Annotated in this window: 23 protein-coding genes and 1 tRNA gene; 16 read left to right on the top strand and 8 right to left on the bottom strand. The window is 45.8% G+C overall.

The genetic code is table 11. The features are described from left to right. Positions 1 to 123: 123 nt before the first annotated feature. From IT527_RS03490 to IT527_RS03500, 3 genes are all read right to left on the bottom strand, one after another. On the bottom strand, positions 124 to 1,146 hold the full coding sequence (locus IT527_RS03490) for a sugar-transfer associated ATP-grasp domain-containing protein (protein ID WP_292966637.1): 1,023 nt from the start codon (positions 1,144 to 1,146) through the stop codon (positions 124 to 126). Positions 1,147 to 1,340: 194 nt separating this feature from the next. Further along, complete coding sequence (locus IT527_RS03495) at positions 1,341 to 2,774, bottom strand: lipopolysaccharide biosynthesis protein (RefSeq protein ID WP_292966640.1); 1,434 nt, start codon at positions 2,772 to 2,774, stop codon at positions 1,341 to 1,343. A 146-nt stretch (positions 2,775 to 2,920) separates the two neighbouring features. After that, the gene (locus tag IT527_RS03500) at positions 2,921 to 4,663 is read right to left on the bottom strand and encodes an asparagine synthase-related protein (RefSeq protein ID WP_292966644.1); all 1,743 of its coding nucleotides are present in this window, start codon (positions 4,661 to 4,663) and stop codon (positions 2,921 to 2,923) included. A gap of 263 nt (positions 4,664 to 4,926) precedes the next feature. Here IT527_RS03500 and IT527_RS03505 point away from each other — a divergent pair, with 263 nt between their 5' ends. Together IT527_RS03505 and IT527_RS03510 are read left to right on the top strand one after the other, a co-directional pair. After that, positions 4,927 to 6,420, top strand: a complete 1,494-nt coding sequence (locus tag IT527_RS03505) for a hypothetical protein (protein ID WP_292966646.1) — start codon at positions 4,927 to 4,929, stop codon at positions 6,418 to 6,420. Positions 6,421 to 6,887: 467 nt separating this feature from the next. Beyond that, positions 6,888 to 8,162: a putative O-glycosylation ligase, exosortase A system-associated gene (locus tag IT527_RS03510; protein ID WP_292966648.1), complete on the top strand. Its 1,275-nt coding sequence runs from the start codon at positions 6,888 to 6,890 to the stop codon at positions 8,160 to 8,162. A gap of 139 nt (positions 8,163 to 8,301) precedes the next feature. On the opposite strand, the gene IT527_RS03515 is transcribed toward IT527_RS03510, so the two are convergent. Then, the gene (locus IT527_RS03515) at positions 8,302 to 8,802 is read right to left on the bottom strand and encodes a low molecular weight protein-tyrosine-phosphatase (protein ID WP_292966650.1); all 501 of its coding nucleotides are present in this window, start codon (positions 8,800 to 8,802) and stop codon (positions 8,302 to 8,304) included. A 121-nt stretch (positions 8,803 to 8,923) separates the two neighbouring features. On the opposite strand from IT527_RS03515, the gene IT527_RS03520 reads away from it, so the two are divergent. After that, entirely contained in the window at positions 8,924 to 10,672 is a 1,749-nt protein-coding gene (locus IT527_RS03520; RefSeq protein WP_292966653.1) for an ABC transporter transmembrane domain-containing protein, read from the top strand. A 2-nt stretch (positions 10,673 to 10,674) separates the two neighbouring features. Here the strand turns inward: IT527_RS03520 and IT527_RS03525 are convergent, their stop codons facing one another. The 4 genes from IT527_RS03525 to gpmA all read right to left on the bottom strand — a co-directional run bounded on the left by IT527_RS03525 (position 10,675) and on the right by gpmA (position 15,024). Then, complete coding sequence (locus IT527_RS03525) at positions 10,675 to 11,451, bottom strand: HesA/MoeB/ThiF family protein (protein WP_292966656.1); 777 nt, start codon at positions 11,449 to 11,451, stop codon at positions 10,675 to 10,677. A 31-nt stretch (positions 11,452 to 11,482) separates the two neighbouring features. Further along, positions 11,483 to 12,913, bottom strand: a complete 1,431-nt coding sequence (locus tag IT527_RS03530) for a S41 family peptidase (RefSeq protein WP_292966658.1) — start codon at positions 12,911 to 12,913, stop codon at positions 11,483 to 11,485. Between the two features lie 87 nt (positions 12,914 to 13,000). Beyond that, complete coding sequence (locus IT527_RS03535) at positions 13,001 to 14,191, bottom strand: peptidoglycan DD-metalloendopeptidase family protein (RefSeq protein ID WP_292966661.1); 1,191 nt, start codon at positions 14,189 to 14,191, stop codon at positions 13,001 to 13,003. 83 nt (positions 14,192 to 14,274) lie between these two features. Beyond that, positions 14,275 to 15,024 carry a 2,3-diphosphoglycerate-dependent phosphoglycerate mutase gene (gene gpmA, locus IT527_RS03540; RefSeq protein WP_292966663.1) on the bottom strand — a complete coding sequence of 250 codons (750 nt, stop codon included), beginning with the start codon at positions 15,022 to 15,024 and terminating at the stop codon, positions 14,275 to 14,277. Between the two features lie 203 nt (positions 15,025 to 15,227). On the opposite strand from gpmA, the gene tpiA reads away from it, so the two are divergent. The 13 genes from tpiA (at position 15,228) to IT527_RS03605 (ending at position 25,827) form a co-directional block, all read left to right on the top strand. Further along, entirely contained in the window at positions 15,228 to 15,986 is a 759-nt protein-coding gene (gene tpiA, locus IT527_RS03545; protein WP_292966665.1) for a triose-phosphate isomerase, read from the top strand. A 16-nt stretch (positions 15,987 to 16,002) separates the two neighbouring features. Further along, positions 16,003 to 16,374 carry a preprotein translocase subunit SecG gene (gene secG / locus IT527_RS03550; protein WP_292966668.1) on the top strand — a complete coding sequence of 124 codons (372 nt, stop codon included), beginning with the start codon at positions 16,003 to 16,005 and terminating at the stop codon, positions 16,372 to 16,374. Between the two features lie 36 nt (positions 16,375 to 16,410). Next, positions 16,411 to 16,495, top strand: a tRNA-Leu gene (locus IT527_RS03555). 82 nt (positions 16,496 to 16,577) lie between these two features. Beyond that, positions 16,578 to 16,934 (top strand): NADH-quinone oxidoreductase subunit A, encoded by a 357-nt coding sequence (locus IT527_RS03560; protein ID WP_292966837.1) that lies wholly within the window; start codon positions 16,578 to 16,580, stop codon positions 16,932 to 16,934. Positions 16,935 to 16,937: 3 nt separating this feature from the next. Then, positions 16,938 to 17,414 (top strand): NADH-quinone oxidoreductase subunit B, encoded by a 477-nt coding sequence (locus IT527_RS03565; protein WP_292966671.1) that lies wholly within the window; start codon positions 16,938 to 16,940, stop codon positions 17,412 to 17,414. A 9-nt stretch (positions 17,415 to 17,423) separates the two neighbouring features. Continuing rightward, positions 17,424 to 18,044, top strand: coding sequence for an NADH-quinone oxidoreductase subunit C (locus IT527_RS03570; protein ID WP_292966674.1), 621 nt, complete (start codon positions 17,424 to 17,426; stop codon positions 18,042 to 18,044). 60 nt (positions 18,045 to 18,104) lie between these two features. Beyond that, positions 18,105 to 19,358 (top strand): NADH-quinone oxidoreductase subunit D, encoded by a 1,254-nt coding sequence (locus IT527_RS03575; RefSeq protein WP_292966677.1) that lies wholly within the window; start codon positions 18,105 to 18,107, stop codon positions 19,356 to 19,358. Positions 19,359 to 19,366: 8 nt separating this feature from the next. After that, positions 19,367 to 19,843 (top strand): NADH-quinone oxidoreductase subunit NuoE, encoded by a 477-nt coding sequence (nuoE, locus tag IT527_RS03580; RefSeq protein ID WP_292966680.1) that lies wholly within the window; start codon positions 19,367 to 19,369, stop codon positions 19,841 to 19,843. After that, the gene (nuoF, locus tag IT527_RS03585; RefSeq protein ID WP_292966682.1) at positions 19,840 to 21,108 is read left to right on the top strand and encodes an NADH-quinone oxidoreductase subunit NuoF; all 1,269 of its coding nucleotides are present in this window, start codon (positions 19,840 to 19,842) and stop codon (positions 21,106 to 21,108) included. Before nuoE ends, nuoF begins: the two co-directional genes overlap by 4 nt. A gap of 61 nt (positions 21,109 to 21,169) precedes the next feature. After that, on the top strand, positions 21,170 to 23,575 hold the full coding sequence (nuoG, locus tag IT527_RS03590; RefSeq protein WP_292966683.1) for an NADH-quinone oxidoreductase subunit NuoG: 2,406 nt from the start codon (positions 21,170 to 21,172) through the stop codon (positions 23,573 to 23,575). Between the two features lie 23 nt (positions 23,576 to 23,598). After that, positions 23,599 to 24,699: an NADH-quinone oxidoreductase subunit NuoH gene (gene nuoH / locus IT527_RS03595; RefSeq protein ID WP_292966685.1), complete on the top strand. Its 1,101-nt coding sequence runs from the start codon at positions 23,599 to 23,601 to the stop codon at positions 24,697 to 24,699. 13 nt (positions 24,700 to 24,712) lie between these two features. Continuing rightward, positions 24,713 to 25,201 carry an NADH-quinone oxidoreductase subunit NuoI gene (gene nuoI, locus IT527_RS03600; protein ID WP_292966687.1) on the top strand — a complete coding sequence of 163 codons (489 nt, stop codon included), beginning with the start codon at positions 24,713 to 24,715 and terminating at the stop codon, positions 25,199 to 25,201. Positions 25,202 to 25,221: 20 nt separating this feature from the next. Beyond that, a complete protein-coding gene (locus tag IT527_RS03605; RefSeq protein WP_292966689.1) occupies positions 25,222 to 25,827 on the top strand; it encodes an NADH-quinone oxidoreductase subunit J in 606 nt (201 codons plus the stop codon). The last annotated feature ends 54 nt before the right edge of the window (positions 25,828 to 25,881 follow it).

Consider the following 25,881-nt stretch of genomic DNA (forward strand, 5'->3'; position numbering starts at 1 on the left):
CCACCAGCTTCACCGCCTCCGCCCGAAATTCCAGCGTGTAAATCCCTTTCGGTATCCGTTCCATTTCCGTCCTCCATTTCTGATATTTTATAAAACGTTGGACTCCTCTTTTTTCAACCTACCTCAACCCTTACGGTTAGCATGCTGGTGCAGATCCAGATCGGCGATTTCATTATTTTCTACGATAACCGGGCCACGTTCAGTCAAAGCAATATCCCAGTGGTGGAGATTCATACCCATCAGGTAATTTGCTGCCCGCCCACAGATTTCTGTTAGCTGTGACCAGTCAGGCAATATGTATTGATCAAATCGCATGCCTGTATCCGGATGAGTAGCGACTGTCTCGATCCGGTTGTTAACCCTGCCGACTACTCGGGTGATCTGGCCGCTGAATATGTCGACACCACCCAGCAGGTTACCGGAAGCACCGTGCTGAAAATTATCTATCATGTTTGATCCGGCGGGAATGCGCCAGACTGCACTGACAATAGTATTTTTTCCGTTAATCCGGGCGGAAGTAACACGTATACTGCTGACGCGAGAGCCACAGATACGTGCAATTTCCGGATGTGGCCTGAGCAGCTCCTGGAATAGAATGCCACGTGCAAATCCGGGATTGAGTGATTCAACCCATTCAGTTACCTTGCATTGCCGGCCATTCAGAAAAATAATGCTGTCTGACTCCGGCAGATAATTTTGCAAACCCATGGCTCCCCAGCCATAAGCACCGTGACTGGGTTTGGCAAACAGCGGATAATGCCGGGAAGTGCGAAGGTAATCAGCAGCTTCATCACTATTGTTTAATGTGATAGCACCAGGCAGATTTCTGCCGCTGAGGTCATATATTGCATGGATCCTGGGCATGGGGAGTTCAGTTGCCATTATGAAAAGTGTCATGGGCAACTTTTCACCCAGCATGAACCAGTGAGGATCATTACATACATGATTAAGCCGGAATTTCCGGCCATTTCCCAGAAATCTGCTGCGTTCTCCGGCATTCAGGTCATCCAGTTCATGCAGGCGATAGTCAATATATTCCTGAAACAGCAGACGTTGTGAGCCAAAACGCATCCTCAGCACTTCAAACAGCACTGAAAGGGGGGCTTTGCGCGCGCGTTTACCCAATAAAATCCGGAAAATATTCATAAGCACCCTAAATAAATCAGTTTTTACCGGAGCCGGACTTCCCAACAGGGACTTACCAGCGTGTGCTGATAATTTTAAGGCCTTTTGCAGTACAGTCCATTATTACATGTAGACCGGAGCAGCCTGATATCTGACAGGTCAAGCTATTGACCGATTCTCGTTTTTCATTGAAATAAACAGTTGTCGAGATAATATCACCGGCGAACCAGATCGATCACTTCATGGTAGCCGCGTTTGTTGAAGAGCAGCGTAAGACCGGCATAAGCCAGCATGCCTGCAGTAATCATGACCAGCAGTTTTATCCACTGATCAACATTGTCTGCCAGCAGTGTGGCTGTTGTCCATACTGCCAGATACATTCCAATGGTGGCACCCATTGCTGGCGTAATGGCATAAAAAAAATCAGACAGCCGCAGCTCAATTACCAGGAGCATACGCTGGATATTGATAAAAAATACTAGCGGGTAGACGATAGCCCAGCTGAGCGCAACCCCCTCCAGCCCCCAGTTGCACCCGACCAGAAAGGCAATTGGCATAATGATTGAGGCCAGGAGCACATTTCTCATGGTGACATCAGGCCTGCCCAGCGCATCAACGGCAGAAGGCAGGAAATTTGCGAGCATGCGTAAAGGCATGACTAATGCCAGTAATTGCAATGGCAGTATTGCGCTACTCCATTTTTCTCCCAAAAGCAGAGGAACCATTTCACTGGCAATGCTTGAAATCCCCCACAGTACAGGAAATGTAACCAGGGCAAGTATCCTGGCAGCCTTGAGTATGAAATTACGAAATTGTCCCGGGTCATCCTGAATTCTGGAAAATACCGGGAATGCGACCTGATTGATGATCGATGATATTTTTTGTACGGGCAGTGACGCAAGTTGCATTGAGATTGAATAGAAACCAAGGGTTTCTTTCCCGAGTAACTTGCCAATAATCGTCGTGTCAGCTTGTGTGAAGAAAAACCAGAGAATGCGCGATAACGTGACATTCCTTCCAAAGGACAGGAGATGACGCATCCCTGTTAAAGAAAATCGGGGTGCCAGATGAACTGGAGCTGCAATATTGATGGCAATTACATTTAATGTGGCAGAAAACAGATTCCCCAGAATAAGCGCCCATACACCAAATTGTGCAAATGCCATTAGCAGTGTCAACACACTTCCGGCGATTGTGGTTGAAAAATTAATCAGCGACAGGCTTCTGAATCGTAGCTGCCGATATAGCTGAACGCCAGGAAGCGTATCAAAAATTTTCAGTAAGAACTGAAGTGACAGCACTCGAAGAATGGGTATCAGCCTGTCTTCATTAAAAAAATCTGCGATGGTGGGCGCCAGCAGGTTGAACAGTAATAACAATCCGATATTTGCGATGATTACGATGGCAAAGACGCTGCGTAATGAAGCTTCATCGAGATCCTGTTTCTGTATCAGAGCCGGCCCGAGGCCGGCTTCTGACAGCATGAGCATAAAAGCAATAAATACAGTTGCCATTGCCAGCAGGCCGTAATCGTCAGGTGTCAGCAGGCGCATTACAATCAGTGTGATAGCCCATGTAATGATTTGTGCACCCAACTTCCCGCCGGCAGTCCATTTGAGGCCTGTTAATACCTGCTCTCGTGCTGTCATATCAGGAAGGTTATTTTCCGTTTATCAGTATTTTTCATAGCTGATCCCAGTTTTTGCTGTCTTGGAGCCTGCTCAAAGTCTCGATCAAGGGATGAGTTCAATTTCAACGCTGCAATGTGTCCCTCGGTGAGATATGGAACAGGTTCTTACGCAATTTTGGACCAGTATTGATATAACACTCTCGGTAATTGAAGCAGATACGAGCTGTCACTTTGCTTCCATGGCATCAGTAAAATCCATAATCGCAGATAAGTACGGTTAAGATATTTATGTGAGAATTCTGTGGCGGAAAGCAGCTTTTTTGCCCATTGCAATGAATTCTGTTTGTTCTGTCTGATAGCTTCGGTACCAGATTCCCACTGGTACGTCAGTCCTTCTGGCTGAGGTAAAGGACAGGGCACATGGCCAGGGTAAGCCTGCCACGGCACTTCCAGTGCCGCTTCAGGAAAATGGCTTAGCCATTCCAAATAGAAAACGTGACGCAGGAAGGGGTCTATGGGTTGTCTGATGATTTCTGCAACAAAGTTGGAATCAAAAAACGGGAGCTCAAACTCCATTCGTCCAAGATCGATATTCTCAAAATGATTGAACAAATGTCGTCGCTGGTCGTTCAGCATCAGAAACAAATAAAAGGTACGACCAGGGTCCTCAGGGTGAACTGAATTCAGCTCGGATTGAATCCCCTTGTCAAGGTATTCCCGGAATGCCAAGGCTGTTTCCGGCTTTAAAAGCCGGGTGCCCAGTCCCCAGTTGACGTGGCTAAAAAATTTCTGCTTCGCTATTTGCAGATTGGCTTCCCGTGATGCCCGGATAATTTCCGGATTCAGATATACATGGCCAAGGCCGACACTGCCACCATCCCCTGACCAGATGATACGAGGTCTGGGCAGATTTTCAGCCTTATAAGACTGTGAATTTATCCACTCATTTACAGATAGCTTGTGGTACGGATCCCTGTCATTCTGTCTGCCTTCCGGAAGGTGGGCATGATGAGTGCCCAGTTTCTCGGCGATAAGCTGTCCAAAAACCTGATCCTGGCTGCCAGCCGGAGCAAAATTTGATGTGACTACATCGGCGCCAAGGCTTCTGAGTGCCGCAACAATGGCGCGAGAATCCAGGCCACCACTTAAAAATGCTGCAACAGTTTTTTGTTCCCGCAACCGGATCCTGATGGAATCGATGAAAACTGCGTGAAGATGTTTGGCAGAAGTACCCGTATCATCAGTTTTTTTGACAGGTAACTTATCCCACTCCCAGTACTTTTGCCGGTTGATTATTTCATCCGAAAAACTGACTGTTTCACCGGCGTAGAGTGTAAATATATTTTCATAGGGGGAACGGTCGGACAGCGGGTAACCGAAGCATGCTATTTCTGCGATACCCTGAAGATCTAACGATTTTTTCCGGAAAGATAAGGATTCAAGAATTCGCAGGGCAGTTGCAAAAACAATAAAATCCGGCAGTATCCAGTAATAAACCGGGCGGACACCGAGTTTATCCGTTACCAGGTAGAGTTTATGCCCGATTTGTTCGTAAATGGCTGCGCAGTAAGTCCCGCGACAGGATCGCAGGGCGTCCTGTTTTTTGCTGACAGCCAGATCGTATGCCAGATTTTGCAGGCTTTCTGCCCGCGTTCCCGGTAAGTCAGGACCGGTCTGGAGTAAAGGATCGCCTGCCACGAATGCGGTAAACCCCGGGGAAGAAGAAACACCCGGTTCTTTTAAGATACCCGCATCAACCCTGGCCAGATATATGCCGGTACCAGAGAACTCCGCTATGGCATCGACGTCATCCGGATGGCGTGATATGGCAGATTGAAGTTCCTTTATGAATGATGCGGGTATCGCTTTATTTTTAGAACGGGCAAATATTCCGGCAAAAATTGTCATCAGGAAAATATCAAAAAAAGATAAATAAAAACGGGAAATATTGAGGAATACTTTGCAGTATATGCTTTTCCGGCACTATGATGATGTCATAAACTTTACCTGAAACTGTTCAGATAAATCTTTTTAACAGAAATTACTGATGACCGTAGCGTACCTGTAACTATATCGAATATAGTGGTAAATAACGGTAATTTTTCCACGGTTAATTATTATGATCATTTAATATATTTTCAGTCAGACTGGCTGTTCAAAAAGGGGGCAGTATGAAATTTGCGTATCAGAGGGTATCCGGCTGGCCGCCGCTTGCCTGGATAGCCCGTTGTGCTGCTAAAAATGGAATTGTTACCGTCTGGCATGGCAGCCAAGTTGAAGTGCGGGAACAATGGTTTTGTGAAGCAGCCTGGCCAGGCCTGTTTGAAGAAGGTAATTTCGATCAGACAGATCTCACTGCAGGTACAGGCGGCCGGTGCCGTGATGATAGTGTAATTTTTGCAGCACCAGGTAATACGACAGATCGGATCCTGTCATTATTAACGGATAAAGGGCTGTTTGTTTCAAATTCACTGGCATGTCTATTAGCTGTATCTGGAGCAGCAATCGACATTTCTTACCCTGATTACTATAAAGATTTTACCAGTATCATCTATGGTTTATCGAAATATAAACAGACTGTTGCCACTTCATTGGGTGATGTCAGGATTACAATGTTCGGTTATGTTGTCTGGGATGGCAGCAAAGCTGCTTATACATTGAGGAAGCTGGAAAAAAGGGATTTTAGAAACTTTGCCTGTTACGAACAATTTCTTCAGGAAAATCTGAATAAATTTGCCGACAATATTGCTGACAGCGGGAGAAAGCGACGTTATCGATTTCTTGCTACTGCATCCTCCGGCTACGATTCTCCCGCCATTGCAGCACTTGCGAAGGGGGCAGGATGCAGGGATGCTTTATGCATTGACAAAGATCGTTTTGGGGAAAAGGAAAATGGCGAACAGGTGGCAGCTTATCTGGGCCTTAATTCAGTCTGCGTCGAACGTGATGCCTGGCGCCAGCTTGAAGGAATCGAGATTTTTTTCCTGGCGGCTGATGGAACAGCGGAGGCTGTACCATTGGCCAGTGCCAAAAATGAGTTATCGGGCCGGGTATTATTGACCGGATATCATGGTGACAAGATTTGGGCAAAAGATACTCAGGATCTTGGTGACGATATCGTGCGCGGTGATTCATCGGGCCTTTCTCTAACGGAATATCGTCTTTGGGCGGGATTTATCCATTGTCCGATCACTTTTTGGGGAGTACGGCAGATTCGTGATATTAATTTACTGAGTCGTGCAGAAGAGATGCATCCATGGGATGTGGCAGGAGATTACAGTCGGCCGATTCCACGCCGGATTATCGAATCCGGCGGTGTGCCGCGAGGTGCTTTTGGTATCGCTAAAAAGGCCAGTGCTGTGGGATCTGGTGAATTTTTGAGCTCTGTTTCTTTCGACGCCTATCGTACCTGGCTTGCCGGGAATCGTATGGAATGGCTGAAACGTGGTCGACTTCCCCCGCCGCTGAGCAAACGTTATGAGCATATCACCGGCAGGATTTCCGGTACAGTAGAATCAATTTTGCATAAAACACCGCTGCTCTGGCGACTTGCCCCCCGTAATTCTCTTGATCGTCCCACACGGTTGCGACAGTATGTGTTTGCCTGGGCAGTAAACGAGGTAAGCCGGCGTTACCGTGCTCATTTTGACTATGACCGGTATTGATTTCTCATTGGATGATTTGGCCGGGAGGCCGGAAAAAATGAGTCGAAATATAATATTCCTCAAAATACGGCAGGTAAGTGCCATGGACTTTTATATTTGTCGGTTTTGGCCGCAGTCCGCATAAAAATTCTTATAGAAAGCCAATATATGTCTGTTATTCGTAAAGCAGTTTTTTCAGATGGAAAATACAGCTTACTGACACCATTGCTGACTTGATTAATAAAGAAAATGTTCTGGCTTACCGTTGTAAAGATAAACGCTATGATTGCGGGAATAAATTGGAATATCTGCAGGCTACTGTTGAATATGTACTGAAAAACCCTGAACTGAAGAACAGGTTCAGGGTTTTTTGTGAAATAGTGAATGGTAGTTTTCCCGGTATTCAGCGATAACTGTTCACACAAGGGGCGCTTGCAAGCGCTGTCTAACGCATGGCTGTGAGTACACCGTAACTACAGGATAAAACTTTGTCGCTTCGAGATATTGCCATAGCACTCATTATTCTGGTCGCGGGACTGTATGCGTTACGTCGTGCGTGGATCGGAGTGTTGCTCTGGACCTGGCTGAGTACCATGAATCCGCACCGTTATGCATGGGGAATACTTTCCAGTTTGCCAATTGCAGCATTCGCTGCAGGGGTAACGTTGCTGGGGTTGGTATCCACTAAAGAACGGCGCTCACCATTTATTGGCCTGCCAGTTACTATCTTTGCTCTTTTTGTTACGTGGATAACTTTGTCTTGGCTGATGGGACATGATGTATCCGAAGATTATTGGCAGTGGAACAAATGCATAAAAATATTTCTGATGATCTTTGTTACCCTGGCACTGATTCAAACCAAGGAACACATTATGGCGTTTGCCTGGGTTCTGATTGGTTCGTTAGCGCTACTGGGGGCAAAAGGTGGATTTTTTACACTTTCAACCTTGGGAAATTATCGTGTATGGGGGCCTCCGGGATCATTTATTGAAGATAACAATGAGTTCGCTTTGGCACTCATCATGACAATTCCTCTGATATATTTTTTACAACTCCAGGTGACAAAGAAGGCTTGGCGTCACGCACTTAATATCGTAATGCTGTTGTGCGCTGTTTCTGCTCTCGGATCATATTCCAGAGGAGCATTGCTGGCTATTGTTGCTATGGGAGGGGTATTCTGGTGGCGCAGTCCTAAGAAAGGGGAAGTAGCGATATTTATTCTTATTATCGCTGTGGCAATGATCCCTATGCTTCCGGAACAATGGTGGGCACGAATGGATACTATTTCGGAATATCAGGCGGACAGCTCGGCAATGGGGCGGATCAATGCGTGGGGTGTGGCGTGGGAGGTAGCCTTGCACCATCTATTTGGCGGGGGAATGAGTTACCAATACCCTGACTATTTTTTGCTTTATGGAAAGTATGAAACCATTGTACGTGCTGCTCATAGTATATATTTCCAGATTCTGGGAAACCATGGCTTTATAGGGTTATTTCTTTTTCTTCTTTTATGGATTATTACTTATCGGGAAGCCGGATGGTTGAGGAGAAATGCGTATAGTGATCCGAATACTTTATGGGCGGCTCAACTTGGAGCCATGGCGCAAGTCAGTCTTGTCGGATATGCCGTTGGTGGCGCCTTTTTGAGTTTGGGCTATTTTGATTTGCCCTATAACCTAATGGCACTAGTAGTAATGGCAAAAAAATGGGTTACATCCCAAGCCGGATATAGCCTTAATAAAGGGCCCAGTCAGAAATTCTGATTTTTTCTGTTCTCCGGGGCTCAAGTCAAGGCTCCACAATACTAATGCGACAGTCCCCATCTGTAAAAACAGTTTTAGCTTCAACGCTATTCCAAGCTGCTGGTTGAGCTATCCCAGAAGAAAGCACCATAGTAAATTTTCAGGTATTTATACTTCTGAGTATATGCCTTAATAGTCCCTGGCTTGCATTTTCTACCAGATCCAATACTCTTTCGAATCCGTGACTGCCGCCATAATAGGGGTCTGGTACTTCCTGATGGGTTTTCCATTGATCACTGTATTGCAGGAGCAGCCCCAATCGGCTTACATATTGGGGCGGGCAGTTTTGTTGCAGACCTTCCAGATTGTGGTGGTCCATAGCCAGAATGTATTGAAAGCGTGAAAAATCTTCCTGTATGACTCTTCTGGCGCGCAAATCCTGCATGTTGTAGCCCCGTTTGAGTGCAGCCCGTTGTGAACGCCGATCAGGCGGTTCGCCAATATGATAGGCGTGTGTTCCGGCGGAATCGATATGAAAGAGATGTTCCAGTCCGGCTGATTTGACATGATAGTTGAAAACCGCATCTGCGGTGGGTGATCGGCAGATGTTTCCCATACAGACGAATAGCACACCGATTTTTCCTGCTTCTGAATATTTCATTTATCCTGCTGTTACAATTGAACCAAAAACCCTGTAATTATACTGTTGATCGTCAAATCCGGAATTGTTGTCTCTCTTTCCTTTTTCTGCCCGATCTGAGATTTAGCCCCGGGATTTATGTATGACGAGTAATCGCTGGCAGGCTGTTTTAAAAACGGCTGCTTTCCTTAAACCCTATAAGTTATCGATGGGTCTCAGTTTGCTGGCGTTATTTCTGACTGCCGGCATTACCTTGTCACTCGGTCAGGGGATACGGTTGATGGTGGATCGTGGGTTCGCTACACAATCCCCCGATCTGCTGACCCGGTATGTGCTGATTTTTCTGTTACTGGTAGTGTTGCTTGCAATAGGCACATTTGCGCGCTACTACTGGGTAACGTGGCTGGGCGAACGGGTGGTTGCGGATATAAGGCGTAAGGTTTTTGCACATTTGATCGAGTTACATCCAGGTTTTTTCGAAGCTAATCGCAGTCTTGAAATCCAGTCCCGCCTGACTGCAGATATGACCTTGCTGCAATCTGTAGTGGGTTCTTCCATCTCGGTAGCGCTACGCAATCTGATTATGCTGATTGGTGGTGTGATCTGGCTGTTCATTACCAATATTAAACTGACGGTAATCGTTATGTTTAGCATTCCGCTGGTTATTGCTCCTATTCTGCTGTTTGGCCGGCGGGTACGTGTATTGTCACGGCAAAGCCAGGATAAGGTGGCGGCAGTCGGTGCTTATGTTGGGGAAATGCTTGGGCAGATCAAGACGGTGCAGGCGTATCACCATCAGGCGGTAGATAAAATGCGTTTCGACCAGTATGTGGAGGATGCATTTCTCATTGCCTGCCAGCGGACATTGCAACGTGCCTGGCTGATCGCGGTGGTGATCGTCCTGGTATTCAGTGCGATCGGTATGATGCTTTGGGTCGGTGGTATGGATGTGATCGAAGGTAGAATCAGCGGGGGAGAGCTGGCAGCGTTTGTTTTCTATAGCATTATCATTGGCTCGGCAGTCGGGTCAATATCAGAAGTACTGGGAGAATTGCAGCGCGCTGCGGGAGCAGCGGAGCGTACCATAGAACTGCTGGAGGAACCCAGCCGGATTCGTTCACCTGAAAACCCCTGTCAATTACCAGCTGTAGCAGGCAACATCATGTTTCAGCAGGTATGTTTTGCTTATCCGTCGCGACCGGAGATACAGGTCATCAACGATTTTTCACTGGCCGTACGGCCGGGTGAAACACTGGCATTGGTTGGTCTTTCGGGGGCAGGAAAATCAACCTTGTTTGATTTGTTACTGCGTTTTTATGATGTACAGTCCGGCGCTGTCATGCTTGAAGGTGTGGATATCCGTGATCTGGATCTGTCTGATCTCAGGCACAGTTTTGCACTGGTATCCCAAAATCCCGCGCTGTTTCACGGCAGTATCGAGCAGAATCTGCGTTACGCCCGCCCCGACGCCACTGACATGAAGGTAGAAATGGCAGCTAAAGCTGCCTTCATACATGATTTTATTGTTTCCCTGCCGCAAGGTTACCAGACTATCCTGGGTGATACCGGGCTGGGGCTGTCCGGTGGCCAGAAGCAACGTCTGGCAATTGCCCGGGCTATTTTGGCAAATGCTCCAATTTTATTGCTGGATGAGGCTACCAGTGCGCTGGATAGCCAGAGCGAGGACCAGGTACAGCAGGCAATTACCAGATTGAGCGCTGGCCGGACGACCATTGTTATCGCCCATCGCCTGAGTACTGTTATTGCTTCTGATCGCATTGTCCTGATCCATCATGGCCGTTTGAAGGCGCTGGGCACACATACGGAATTGATGAAATCCAGCAATCTTTATGCGCGTTTGGCAGCATCACAGTTGCAGACATCGGGTTGATGCTACTGGAAATTACTGGTTTCCTTTGCTAGAGCAGAGCCGCATGCCGGGCACCGTGGATCTTTACTTAATTTGAGTGAGCGCCAGTGCATAGTCAGCCCGTCCAGGAGAAGTAAACGGGCATGCAGTGTCTCACCGATTCCCAGCAATACCTTGATCGTTTCGGCAGCCTGGATACAGCCGATAATGCCTGTCAGCGGAGAAAACACACCCATAATCGCGCATGCGGGATCATCGCTGTCACCTGAATCAGGGAACAGACAGTGATAACAGGGACTGTCATGCTGGCGCAGATCGAATACGGCAACCTGTCCGGTAAATCGGACAGCTGCTCCTGATATTAAAGGTTTACGATGGGTGAGGCATGCCTGATTGAGCAGATGGCGCGTTGAGAAGTTATCGCTGGCATCAACGACAGCATCAACACTTCCAATTTCCCTGTTCAGCAGTTCGGCAGTTGCATGTTCCGACAGCGGAATAATCTCAATTTCCGGGTTGATGCGCTGCAAGGTATTTTGGGCGGAAATTGCTTTTAATTTACCAACGGAGGCAGTTTCATGCAGAATTTGCCGCTGGAGGTTGGTCAGATCAACCTGGTCGTGGTCACAGACAATGAGTTTTCCGATTCCGCTGGCGGCAAGGTAAAACAGGGCGGGAGAGCCTAGGCCACCCGCTCCCAGAATAAAAACACTGGAGTGTGTTAACTTTTCCTGACCGGGAATATCAATTTCCGGTAACAGGAGATGGCGGCTGTAACGTAACAGCTTTTGGTCATCCACGTCGCTCCCGTGCTGCCTTCATCAGAGAAAATCAGCTCCGGGCCGCCCTGGCTGTTTTATTTCTGGATTTCTGAGACATGGATTTCAGGTGATTGACTGCTTTGGTGAGCAGCAGGTCATCTTTGGATCCAAATTCCATGGGCTCATGTTTTTTCTGTGTACTGTCTGCTTTATTTTTGGGTTCTTTGGAAGGTTTCACACCTTTTTTATCAGATGTTGACGCCTTGTCAGTTTTTCCTTCCTGGTTATTACTCAAATGCCGGTTAAGATCGGCTTCTCTCAGCAGGCGTGAGTTGCTGTCGGTTTCTTCGTCCAGTATATCCGGTGTGATTCCTTTCGCCTGTATCGACTGACCATTGGGTGTAAAGTAACGTGCCGTTGTCAGCTTGATGGCTGTGTTATTGCTGAGTGGCAGAATGGTTTGTACCGACCCTTTACCAAATGTTTGTGAACCCATAATGATGGACCGTTTATGATCCTGGAGTGCACCAGCCACGATTTCTGAAGCAGATGCTGATCCGCCATTAACCAGCGTTATCATAGGTATGGTTTTAACACTCTGAGGGAGATTCGCCAGAAAATCACGCCCTGACCCGCGGAGATAGTACTCGGAATTGGCACGAAGCTGCATTTTGGCGTCATTCGTGCGCCCTTCGGTATAAACCACCAGCGCGTTACTTGGCAGAAAAGCGGCTGAAACTGCGACTGCGCTGTTAAGCAAGCCACCCGGATCATTGCGTAAATCCAGCACTATACCTTTCATGGGAACCTTGCTTTCACTGTAAAGCCTGGTAATGGCTTCAGCCAGGTTTTCACCTGTACGTTCCTGGAACTGAGTGATGCGAACGTAACCATAGCCCGGTTCGATAAGCTTGGATTTTACGCTGTCAATTTTGATTACAGCCCGTACAAGTTTGAATGTAAGCGGTTCTGACTGGCCTTCACGAATAACAGTTAGTGTAATTGGTGTGTCCGGCTTTCCGCGCATCCGTTTGATGGCATCATTAAGGGTCATGCCTTTAACAGCGGTATCATCAATCTTTATGATCAGATCACCTGTTTTAACGCCGGCGCGGAATGCGGGTGTATCTTCGATTGGAGAAATGACTTTAACGAGGCCGTCTTCCATTGTTACCTGTATCCCCAGCCCGCCAAATTCTCCCTGTGTACCAATCTGTAATTCTTTGTATTCTTCACTATCCAGAAAGGCTGAGTGTGGATCCAGGCCAACCAGCATTCCGTTGATAGCTTCAGTAATCAGTTTTTTATCTTCTACAGGTTCAACATAGTCGCTTTTGATACGTCCGAAAACCTGTGAGAACGTGCGTAGTTCTTCGATGGGAAGTGTTTGTAATTCTTCTTTAATTTCTTTATCGGCGATGGCGGAGAAGTTCAGGCTGATCATGATTCCGGCGATGGTGCCAGCCAGGACTAAACTTATTTTTTTCATAAAACTACGCATGGTGTATTTGCTCCGCACTTGGTCTTTTCTGTAGATTCTGTATTTTCACTTGATTTACTGCCTGACTGGAATTTCGGCTTAACCCGGCTAGTCTATTTTCACCCAGCTTAACGGGTCAAACGGCCTGCCCTCGTATCGGAGTTCAAAATATAAACCTGCTTCAGCGTTTCCGCCACTATTGCCAACGGTTGCTATCGTATCACCACTTTTCACTTTGCTGCCTACTCGTTTGAGAATCGTTTCATTATTACCGTACAGGCTCATATAGTGGCTGCCATGATCCAGAATCATTAGGTTTCCAAATCCGCGCAACCAATCGGCAAATATTACCTCACCCCCTGCGATAGCTTTGACTTCACTGCCTCCGGCAGATCGGATGAACAACCCTTGCCATTTAATACTTCCGCTTTCACGTGGACTGCCAAAGCGATTGGCAAGTTCCCCTTTGACGGGCAGTCTCAATTTTCCTTTTAATGCAGCAAAAGCACCTCTGTGTTCAATGTTGCTGTCTGGCAGTTTTTCATTACGCAATACTGATTTTCCACCAGATCGGGCTGGAACACTTTTTTTCCGGGCAAGTTGTTTGTTCAGTTTGTCAATTAGTTGTGAAAGGCGCTGTTCATCCTGTTTCAGTTCATCAATTTTTTTCTGCTGTCGAGTGACTTCTTCGGAAAGCGCTGCAACAATTTCAGATTGCCTGTTCTTTTCCAGCTCGAGCAATTGCTTTTGCTGGATTTGTTTAGTACGGATCTGTTTAAGAGATTCATTTTGTGCCTGGCGTTCATGAGTTAATGTATCCAGAGTGGCCAGTTGGTTACGCAAGTTATCTATATTTTTTGAACGTGCCTGAGCAATATAACTGTAGTAGTAAAAATTACGCGCAGCTTTATCTGGATCCCGCTGCCTGAGCAGTAACGGCAAATAGTCACCGTATTTCGTCATATGCTGGCTGTAGATGAGATTGCCAAGTTGTTTTTGTCCGGTTTTAACCTGGTCCTGGAGTTGAATTGATTGCTGCTGCAGCCGGTTGAGTTTTTCCTGTGTGTTTTTCTGCTGCTGTGCAAGCAGCGAGAGCTTTTTGTGCAGATCGTTTATTGATTGTTCAGATTTTTGTAATGTATCAGCAGCTTTGGTCTTGGATGATTTTTTATTAATCAGATCTTTTTGCAGTGTATCAATACGAGTGCGTAATTCCTGTAACTGTTTCTGACTATCCCGGTTGGTTTGCGGAATTGCATGCAGAGAGGAAGATGAAAACGCATTAACCAAAAGCAGCACAAAGCCGGTTTTAAGTAATCTCCGTATTTTTAGAGAAAGGCGGTGCGGTGCTGGGCCTGGGCTCGAAATTAAACCAGGGAACATTAAATTCCGGATTTGCCCTGATTGGCGACTGCCGAAATTGCTTGTCCAATTTGGCTGTCATCGCCTAGATAATAACTGCTGACTGGTTTCAGGTCGTTGTCAAGTTCGTATACCAGCGGGATTCCGGTGGGGATGTTGCAGCTCAGAATGTCCTGATCCGAGATATTATCAAGATGTTTGATCAGGGCACGCAGTGAGTTTCCATGCGCGGCAATAATTACCTTTTTGCCAGCCGTTATCTGTGGTGCAATAGTCTGATTCCAGTAAGGAAGAAATCTCGCAACCGTATCCTTCAGACTTTCCGTAACCGGAATATCATTGAATGGCAGGTGCTTGTAACGCAGATCAAGTCCAGGATAGCGTTCATCATCAACAGTAATAGAAGGTGGGCGAATATCGTAACCGCGTCTCCAGATAAGTACCTGCTCGTCTCCGTACTGTTTGGCAGTTTCAGCTTTATTCAAACCTTGAAGCGCACCGTAATGCCGCTCGTTTAATCGCCAATTGAGCTCGATTGGTGTCCACATCTGATCCATTTCATCCAGCACGATCCAAAGTGTACGAATTGCGCGCTTTAGTAGCGAAGTGTAAGCGATGTCAAAAGAAAAATTATTTTCCTTGAGAACCTTGCCTGCATCTCTGGCTTCTTTTAGACCTTTAGAGGTTAAATCGACATCAGTCCAGCCAGTAAAGCGATTTTCCTGATTCCATATACTTTCTCCGTGTCGCAGGAGAACGAGTTTCTTCATGTCAACCTTAGTTAAGCAAGGGGCAAATTACATAATGTAAAACTTACTATATTTTATTATATTTTACGCTAAGACGCAGCAAATCAAAGTAATGCCAGTAACAGACAAGTCCGGTTAACGAGGGCTGGCATTGACGCAATCCGGTTTCGCAGGTAGCATCCATCGGATTTTACGAATCTGGATCCGGATAAACAGGGGGAGTAATGGCGCGCGCGCGGTTTGTGGCAGGAAATTGGAAAATGCATGGAAATTTGGCGCAGAACCAATCATTGCTGGAAATGGTTATCTCAGGAATACGTACATTACAAGATGTATCCTGTGCTGTATGCGTGCCTTATCCCTACATATCGCAAGCACAGTTAATGCTGAAGGGCTCTCATTTGGCGTGGGGGGCTCAGAACGTTAGCCAGTACCATCAGGGGGCCTATACGGGTGAAGTATCGGCTGATATGCTGGCTGATTTAGGGTGTCAATATGTGATTGTTGGCCATTCCGAGCGGCGAACATTATTTGGTGAGACGGACCAGGTCGTGGCTGAAAAATTTCGTGCCGCACTGGGTCGGTCATTAATGCCGATTCTTTGTGTCGGTGAGACTTTAGCTCAGCGAGAGCAGGATGAGACCGAGAAGATAATTGCAAGGCAGCTTGATGTTGTAATCAATTTGGCGGGTATTGATGCGTTTAAGGAATCGGTAGTAGCGTATGAACCAATATGGGCAATTGGTACGGGTAAAACTGCCACACCCCATCAGGCACAAGAAGTTCATGCGTATATAAGAAATCGAATTGCCGTGCATGACAGGAAAATAGCTGAGAATATTCAAATTCTCTATGGTGGAAGTGTGAAAGCAAGTAATGCTCGTGAGTTATTTGAGATGCCGGATATTGATGGCGGGCTTATCGGGGGAGCATCTTTGGTTGCTGCAGAATTTGTATCGATTTGTCTGGCTGCGCAGAGTTAACTGGAAAAGGTATATTGTGGAAACGCTTATTTGGTCAGTACATGTTATTGCAGCGGTTGTAATCATTATCTTGGTTTTATTGCAGCAGGGGAAAGGCGCTGATATGGGAGCGGCTTTTGGTAGTGGTGCTTCCGGAAGTCTGTTTGGTGCCAGTGGATCAGCCAATTTTTTGAGCAGAATGACTGCAGTGGCTGCTACAACTTTTTTTATTACCAGTCTGACGTTGGCTTACTTTTCAAGCAGCAGTAATCCTGCTGGTGAGAGCGTCATGCAGAAACTGGATATGAAATCCGGTGAAATGGCTGTCCCTGCTAAAGAAGGTAGTAAATTTGAAGATTCCGGTAATGGAGAAAAGAGTGAATCCAAGGCCGGGGAAATTCCGGAATAATTTTTCTTCTTGAGACCGGGTGGCTGAAATTTTTTGGCCGACGTGGTGGAATTGGTAGACACGCCGTCTTGAGGGGGCGGTGGCGAAAGCTGTGCGAGTTCGAGTCTCGCCGTCGGCACCAGGTAGGTGGATGTATTCAGAGCCGGATCTGAATGGTCTGGATTTGGTGGATTGAGTTAAGGGTATGAGAAATGCTAAACACCATGCTTGGGAACTATTTCCCGGTTTTATTATTTATTTTAATTGGGCTGGCGATCGGTGTGTTGTGTATGCTGGCAGGGTGGTTTCTTGCTCCCAACAAACCGGATGCCGAGAAATTATCTTCCTACGAATGCGGTTTTGATGCGTTTGAGGATGCACGTATGAAATTTGATGTGCGCTATTACCTCATTGCAATCTTGTTCATACTTTTCGATTTGGAAATTGCTTTTTTGTTTCCCTGGGCTGTTGTTCTTAAAGAAATCGGGTTGTTTGGTTTTGTTGCGATGCTGGTATTTCTCGGGTTGCTTGTAGTTGGATTTATTTATGAGTGGTTCAAAGGCGCTTTAGAGTGGGATTGAATAATGGGTATTGAGGGTGCTTTAGATAAGGGATTTGTTACAACAAACCTTGATTCCTTAATCAATTGGGGAAGAACGGGTTCGATGTGGCCTATGACCTTTGGGCTGGCGTGCTGTGCAGTTGAAATGATGCAAACCGGGGCATCCCGCTACGATCTGGATCGGTTTGGTATTGTTTTTCGCCCCAGTCCACGACAGTCAGATGTCATGATAGTTGCGGGTACGTTATGTAACAAGATGGCGCCTGCGCTACGTAAGGTGTATGACCAGATGGCCGAGCCTCGCTGGGTGATTTCCATGGGATCTTGTGCAAATGGTGGTGGATATTACCATTACTCTTATTCAGTGGTGCGCGGGTGTGATCGGATAGTGCCGGTTGATATTTATGTGCCCGGGTGCCCGCCTACGGCAGAAGCGCTACTCTATGGAATTATTCAGTTGCAGAATAAAATAAAGCGCACTAACACCATCGCACGCTAGAGGGTTGAAATGACAGAAAGCCGTCTTGATAAACTTTCGGCAGATTTGCAGTCGGTATTGAGTGTCTATCAGGTTGTTATTGGTTGTGCACTTGGGGAGCTGACAGTACTGGTACATTCTCGGGATCTGCAGAATGTTGCGGGGTTATTACGAGATCATCAGGATTTAGGGTTCGATACGCTGATTGACTTATGCGGAGTGGACTACAGTGAATATTCAGCAGATACTCATGCCGGATATCAGCGTGGAGATCGGCGGTTTGCTGTTGTTTATCACTTACTTTCTGTTCAGCATAATTTCAGATTACGAGTGCGGGTCTTCGTGGAGGATAATGAGCTTCCTACGGTTGATTCGGTTACGCAGATATGGCCCTCAGCCAGCTGGTTTGAGCGGGAGGCGTTCGATTTATTTGGAATCATGTTCAACAATCATCCGGATCTCAGAAGAATTCTCACGGATTATGGGTTTATTGGAAATCCGTTTCGTAAGGATTTTCCATTATCGGGGTATGTGGAAATGCGGTATGACCCGGATCAAAAAAGGGTTATCTATCAGCCTGTTACAATCGAGCCTCGTGAGATTACACCTTACATTATTCGTGAAGAACAATATGGCAGGGAAGAGGTATGAGATATTCTGATGTGAATTGCTGGAGCATGGGAGATTTTCAGATAAAAGGGTGCTTGGGAAATGGCTGAGATTCGTAATTACACTATGAATTTTGGGCCACAGCATCCGGCAGCTCATGGTGTTTTACGCCTGGTAATGGAGCTGGATGGGGAAGTTATCCGACGTGCCGACCCCCATATCGGATTACTGCACCGGGCCACAGAGAAGCTGGCGGAAAATAAAACTTATATACAGTCTGTGCCTTATATGGATCGTCTGGATTATGTATCTATGATGGTCAATGAGCACGCGTATGTGATGGCAATTGAGAAGTTATTGCAAATTGAGATACCAGTCAGAGCACAGTATATACGTGTAATGTTTGATGAAATAACACGTATCCTCAATCATTTATTGTGGCTGGGTGCTCACGCATTGGACGTGGGGGCGATGACAGTGTTTCTGTATGCCTTTCGCGAAAGGGAAGATTTAATGGACTGTTACGAGGCAGTATCAGGTGCTCGTTTACATGCCGCTTATTATCGTCCGGGTGGGGTTTATCGTGATTTGCCAGATAGTATGCCGCAGTATCAGTCATCAGCAATACATGATGAGAAAGCAACCCGGGTACGAAATGAAAACCGCCAGGGCTCGTTGCTTGATTTTATAGAGGATTTTACTAACCGGTTCCCGGGTTATGTTGATGACTATGAAACGTTGCTGACAGATAACCGTATTTGGAAGCAACGCTTGGTTGATATTGGTATTGTATCTCCAGATCGTGCTAAAGCCCTTGGATTCAGTGGACCGATGTTGCGTGGATCCGGGGTGGAATGGGATTTGCGTAAAAAACAGCCATATGAGGTTTACGATCAGGTAGATTTTGATATCCCTGTCGGCGTCAATGGTGATTGTTACGATCGTTACCTCGTCCGTATTGAGGAAATGCGTCAATCCAACCGGATAATTAAGCAGTGTATTGATTGGTTAAGAAAAAATCCGGGTGCTGTGATAACGGATAACAATAAGGTTGCTCCTCCTTCCAGATTGGCGATGAAACAGAATATGGAAGACATGATTCACCATTTCAAATTATTTACGGAAGGTATGCATGTTCCGCGTGGTGAAGCTTATGTTGCAGTGGAACACCCCAAGGGAGAATTTGGTATTTATATCATTTCGGATGGTGCTAATAAGCCTTATCGCCTGAAAATTCGTGCACCCGGTTTTGCACACCTGGCAGCATTGGATGAGATGACTCGAGGACATATGATCGCTGATCTGGTGGCGATTATTGGTACACAAGATATCGTGTTCGGTGAAATAGACAGGTGAGTTGACTGATGTTAAGCACTGAAGCTCTGAAAAAAATTGATCGGGAAGTTACCAAATATCCCGAAGATCAGAAACAATCAGCTGTAATGTCTGCGCTGGCTATTGCGCAGGATGAAAAGGGGTGGCTGGCTACTGAAACAATGGATTTTATTGCGGATTATCTTGAAATGCCTGCAATTGCTGTCTATGAGGTAGCGACTTTTTACAATATGTATAATTTGAAGCCGGTTGGGAAACACAAGCTTACAGTTTGTACCAACTTGCCCTGTGCATTATCCGGTGGAAATCAGACGGCAGATTATCTTAAGCAAAAGCTTGGGATTGGCTTCAATGAAACCACGGCTGATGGGTTATTTACCCTGAAAGAGGGAGAATGTATGGGGGCCTGTGGCGATGCGCCGGTACTTCTGGTTAATAATAAACGTATGTGCAGTTTTATGACCGAAGACCAGATAGATAAATTACTTGAGGAGTTGAAGAAATGACTCAGGTTATCATGGCGGGTGTAGATGCTGCAGACCCGGATAACTGGCGGTTAAAGAGCTATCTGAAACGCGATGGTTATGCCGCGCTGAAAAAAATCCTTATAGAGAAAATTCCGCCGGAGGCCGTTATCGAGGAGGTCAAAAAATCTGTACTTCGCGGTCGTGGAGGAGCTGGTTTTCCCACCGGGCTGAAATGGAGTTTTATGCCAAAGCAGTACACGGGTGAGAAATATCTTGTCTGTAATTCAGATGAGGGTGAGCCGGGTACATTTAAGGATCGCGATATCATGCGTTACAACCCCCATATCCTGATTGAGGGTATGTTGATTGCCGCCTATGCAATGGGGATACGAACCGGGTACAACTATGTACATGGAGAAATATGGGATACCTATGAACGCATGGAGGAGGCTGTTGAGGAGGCTAATGCAGCTGGCTTCCTGGGAAATAATATTTTAGGTTCTGGTTTTAATTTTCAGCTTTATAACCACCACGGGTATGGCGCTTATATTTGTGGAGAAGAAACCGCTCTTCTGGAATCTATAGAAGGGAAGAAAGGTCAGCCGCGCTTCAAGCCGCCATTCCCTGCTAATTTTGGTTTATACGGAAAACCTACCACAATTAACAACACGGAAACATTTGCCTCTGTCCCCTGGATTATACGTAATGGCGGGGAAAAATATCTGCAGCTCGGTAAACCAAACAATGGCGGTACTAAAATTTTTTCCGTTTCCGGGCATGTGAATAAACCAGGTAATTATGAAGTTCCTATGGGAACGCCTTTTGCCAAATTATTAGAGCTTGCCGGCGGGATGCGTGGCGGTAGAAAACTGAAAGCCTGTATTCCTGGAGGGTCGTCAATGCCAGTGTTGCCTGGTGGTGTCATGATGGAAACAGATATGGATTACGATTCAATTGCAAAGGCCGGTTCCATGTTAGGTTCTGGTGCAGTAATCATCATGGATGAAACAACTTGTATGGTACGTGCATTAGAGCGACTTTCTTACTTTTACTATGAAGAATCCTGTGGACAATGTACACCGTGTCGCGAAGGAACGGGCTGGCTTTACAGGATCATCAACCGGATTGAGCATGGCAAAGGACGAGTGGAAGATATGGATTTACTTAATAATCTTGCAGATAACATCCAGGGCAGGACTATCTGTGCGCTGGGTGACGCCGCTGCGATGCCGGTAAGGGCGATGTTACAGCATTTCAGGGATGAATTTGTTTTCCATATTGAACATAAAAAGTGCATGGTTTAGTAAAGTTGGTACTTTCGTATCGTACTTTTCTGACTTTCAATGAATCCGGAATTTATTGTTGATGATTAATATAGAAATTGATGGCAAGCAGGTAACTGTTGCGAAAGGCAGCACTGTAATGGATGCTGCCAAGCAAGTTGGTATCTATATTCCACATTTTTGTTATCACAAAAAGTTGTCGATAGCGGCGAATTGCCGGATGTGTTTGGTCGAAGTCGAAAAGGCACCCAAGCCGCTGCCTGCTTGTGCAACACCAGTCGCTGAGGGGATGAAAGTATCGACACACTCCCAGCAGGCCGTAACTGCACAAAAAGGTGTAATGGAATTTTTGTTAATTAACCATCCTCTGGATTGCCCGATTTGTGATCAGGGTGGGGAGTGTCAGCTGCAGGATTTAGCGGTCGGGTATGGTTCAAGTGGTTCACGTTATCAGGAATCCAAACGGGCTGTAACTAATAAAAACCTTGGCCCGCTTATATCCACAGATATGACGCGTTGTATTCACTGTACCAGATGTGTTCGTTTTGGCCAGGAAATTGCCGGGATTATGGAACTTGGGATGGCGGGGCGCGGAGAACATTCTGAGATTTTAACTTTTGTTGGCAGGACCGTTGATTCCGAGCTTTCTGGTAATGTGATTGATTTATGCCCTGTTGGTGCGTTAGTCAGTAAGCCTTTCCGTTATTCTGCCAGGACTTGGGAATTATCGCGCAGGAAATCCATTAGCCCACATTGCGGGCTTGGCAGTAATCTCGTTGTACAGGTAAAAAAGAATCGCGTGATGCGTGTTCTGCCTCGCGAAAATGAAGCCGTTAATGAATGCTGGCTGTCAGATAAAGATCGTTTTTCTTATGAGGGATTGAATTCAGAAGACAGGCTGACGGCCCCGATGATCAAAAAATCTGGAGAGTGGCAGACCTGTAGCTGGCAGGAGGCTCTGGCTTACACTGCTGAAGGCCTTACTAAGATAATTAAGGAACAGGGTGCACAAAGCATAGGCGCGTTAGGATCCTCTCATAGTACGCTGGAGGAGCTCTATCTGTTGCAAAAATTGATACGGGGCCTGGGAAGTCACAATATCGACCATCGGGTACGTCAATCCGATTTTCGTGCAGATACTGTATTGCGAGGGATACCATGGCTGGGTATGCAAATTGCTGAAGTATCTCAGTTAAAAGCGATGTTGGTCATTGGCAGTAATCTGCGTAAAGATCACCCGTTACTTGCTCAGCGCATGCGCCAGGCTGTAAAACAGGGAGGGCAGCTGAGTCTGATTAATCCAATAGGGGATGATTTACTGACCAGAGTTGCCCAGCGTGCGATTGTTGCACCGTCAGCCATGCTTGATATGGTATTGCAGGTGCTTAAAGCAGCTGCTGAAATTAAGGGTGTTACTGTACCGGGGCATATTAAGCCTGTCACAGGCGCAGTTAAAGTTTCAGAAGTTGCGCGGGAAATAGCAAAAAACCTCACAGATTATAATCCGGCAGCAATTTTTCTGGGTAACCTCGCCCAGCATCACCCGCATTATGCTGACTTACATTGTGCAGCTTTGGCTCTCTCAAAGATAACAGGTGCACGTTTCGGTATGCTAGGTGAGGCTGCAAATAGTGTGGGAGCATATTCTGCCGGTGTTTTACCTTGGAATACCCGCGCCAGTTCAGTAAATAAAACCCTATCAGAAAAAGTGGGCTTAAATGCAGGGCAGATGTTGGGCTTAGGTACACCAGATGAAGAGCCGGTTTGTGGTGCTTATATGCTGCTAAATCTCGAACCTGAACTGGATTGTTATGATACAAGGCGGGCACTTCAGGCTTTGAAGAAAGCTGAGTTTGTAGTTTCTCTGAGCAGCTACAGAGGTAATATCCCTGATTATGCAGACATTATTTTACCTGTAGCACCTTTTACTGAGACATCTGGTACTTTTATCAATACTGAAGGGAGGGTACAGAGTTTCAACGGTGTGGTCTCTCCTTTGGGGGAAGCGCGCCCTGCCTGGAAGGTATTAAGAGTGCTGGGAAATTTGCTGCAATTGGATGAGTTTAATTATGATTCTTCGGAACAGGTTCGGGCAGAAATAGTATCTGCCGAGGATGGGTTTGTTCAAAATATAAATAATGCACTGGAAACATTCTCGATTTCAGATGTTAATTTGAAAACTAATGGTATTGAAAGAATTGGCGAGGTACCAATTTATCGAACCGATCCTGTTGTGAGGCGTGCAGATTCACTGCAAAAAACTAATGATGCTGTTCCGCCAGTTGCGTTTGCTTCTCCTGTTTTTCTGGGTAAATTCGGAGTCCAGGCTGGTGAAACAGTAAAGATCAAACAACAGAGTGGTGAAATACAGATAGAAGTTGCTGCTGATGTCAACCTGCCCGATAACTGTATTCGGCTGGCTTGTGCTCACTCTCAAACATCCAGATTAGGCGGGATGTTTGATGAGATTAAACTGGAAAAGTTATAAAAATATGGATTTGGAATTCATCAATGGATAGTTTGCAACCATTATTTGAGCAATTATTTGGTAGTGAGTGGGGTATACCTCTTTTTCAACTGATCAAGAATTTATTGCTGATTGTGGCGATTATTGTCCCTTTGCTTTTGGCGGTTGCATACCTTACTTTTGCAGAAAGAAAAATTATTGCCTATATGCAGGTTAGGGTAGGGCCGAATAGAGTTACCTTTTTTAACATACCTTGGTTGCGTGGTTGGGGTCAGCCTATAGCTGATGCTGTCAAGGCAATCATGAAGGAAATTATTGTTCCAACTGGTGCCAACAAATTTCTGTTTTTATCAGCACCGGTTCTTTCCATAGGGCCCGCACTGGCAGCATGGGCTGTTGTACCGTTTTCACCAGAATTAGTATTAGCTGATATAAACGCAGGCTTACTTTATATTCTGGCAATGACATCATTGGGTGTTTATGGTGTCATTATTGCCGGATGGGCATCAAATTCAAAATACGCTTTCCTGGGCGCGATGCGTTCCGCTGCACAGGTTGTTTCGTATGAATTGGCAATGGGATTTGCATTAGTTTGTGTGCTAATGATGTCTTCAAGTCTTAATTTGGGAGATATCGTGGCGGGTCAGCAAGGAAGCAGCTTTTTGAACTGGTATTTGATTCCGCTATTTCCAATGTTTTTGGTGTATTTCATATCCGGTGTGGCTGAAACAAACAGAGCTCCTTTTGATGTGGCAGAAGGAGAATCAGAAATCGTAGCAGGTTTTCATGTTGATTATTCAGGGATGGCCTTTACGGTATTTTTCCTTGCTGAATATGCGAATATGATACTAGTCGCAACTTTAACAAGTATTATGTTTTTGGGTGGATGGCTTCCCCCCGTGGATATTACCCCGTTTAACCTGATCCCGGGTATGGTCTGGCTGCTCTTGAAAGTAGCTTTTATGCTGTTTTTCTTCCTGTGGTTTCGTGCCACGTTTCCTCGTTATCGTTATGATCAGATTATGAGGCTGGGCTGGAAAATATTTATTCCGATAACGCTTGTCTGGATCGTGCTGCTGGGGATGGTGATGCAATTACCAGAGAATATTCGACAAAGTTTTCCATTGAATCTCTGGTTTAACTGAGGGTATTGGGCAAATGGAGCGTATTAAGCAGTTTTTTAAATCGTTACTGTTGTTGGAATTGTGGGATGGGATGAGAGTAACAGGGCGTTACTTATTTGCACCTAAAATTACTGTTCATTATCCGGAAGAAAAGACACCACAATCGCCTCGTTTTCGTGGATTACATGCATTACGCAGATATCCAAACGGCGAAGAGCGTTGTATTGCATGCAAGCTGTGTGAAGCTGTTTGCCCTGCTATGGCAATTACTATCGAATCAGAGCAGCGTGATGATGGCACACGGCGTACGACCCGTTACGATATTGACATGATTAAGTGCATTTTCTGCGGGTTCTGTGAAGAAGCTTGTCCGGTTGATGCGATTGTAGAGACGCGTGTTCTTGAATACCATGGCGAGGTTCGTGGGGATCTAACTTATACGAAAGAAATGTTATTGGCAGTTGGTGATCGTTATGAAGATCAGATAGCTGAAGATAAAGCCGCAGATGCTCCTTATCGCTAAACAAGTAGATATATAGGTTTATGAATTTACAGGATTTTGTTTTCTATAGTCTGGCTGGTATGACCGTAATTGCTTCATTGGGAGTGATTACGCTACGCAACCCCGTTCATTCGGCGTTATTACTGGTATTTACTTTTGTAACATCTTCAGGATTATGGCTGTTGCTTGAGGCTGAGTTTTTGGCAATAGCCCTGGTATTGGTATATGTTGGTGCAGTTATGGTGTTATTCCTGTTTGTGGTAATGATGCTGGACATTAACCTGGATCAGCTTCGAGAAGGTTTTTGGAAATGGTTTCCATTTGGTGCCGTACTGGCTTTAGTTATGGCTGGTGAATTGGCTATGGTATTGATGAGTAAACAATTTGGATCTGAAAATATATCAGCTGTGGTTGCAAAATCAGCTGATTACAGCAATACAAAAGAGCTGGGTCGTCTGATTTATACAGATTATGTATATGCTTTTGAGTTGTCAGCGGTGATTTTACTGGTGGCTATGGTTGCAGCTATCGCCATTACTTTACGTTATCGAACTGACAAGAAATCTTCGAATGCTTCAAATCAAATAGCTGTTAGCCGTGAGAAGCGATTAAGAGTTATTTCCATGCCAGCGGAAAAGAAAGATTAATTTTTGCCTGGAATCTCTTTTATTTCCTATTTTCTCCATCTCTAAAAGGTAATC

The organism is Nitrosomonas sp. (genome assembly GCF_020852615.1).
GTDB lineage: Bacteria > Pseudomonadota > Gammaproteobacteria > Burkholderiales > Nitrosomonadaceae > Nitrosomonas.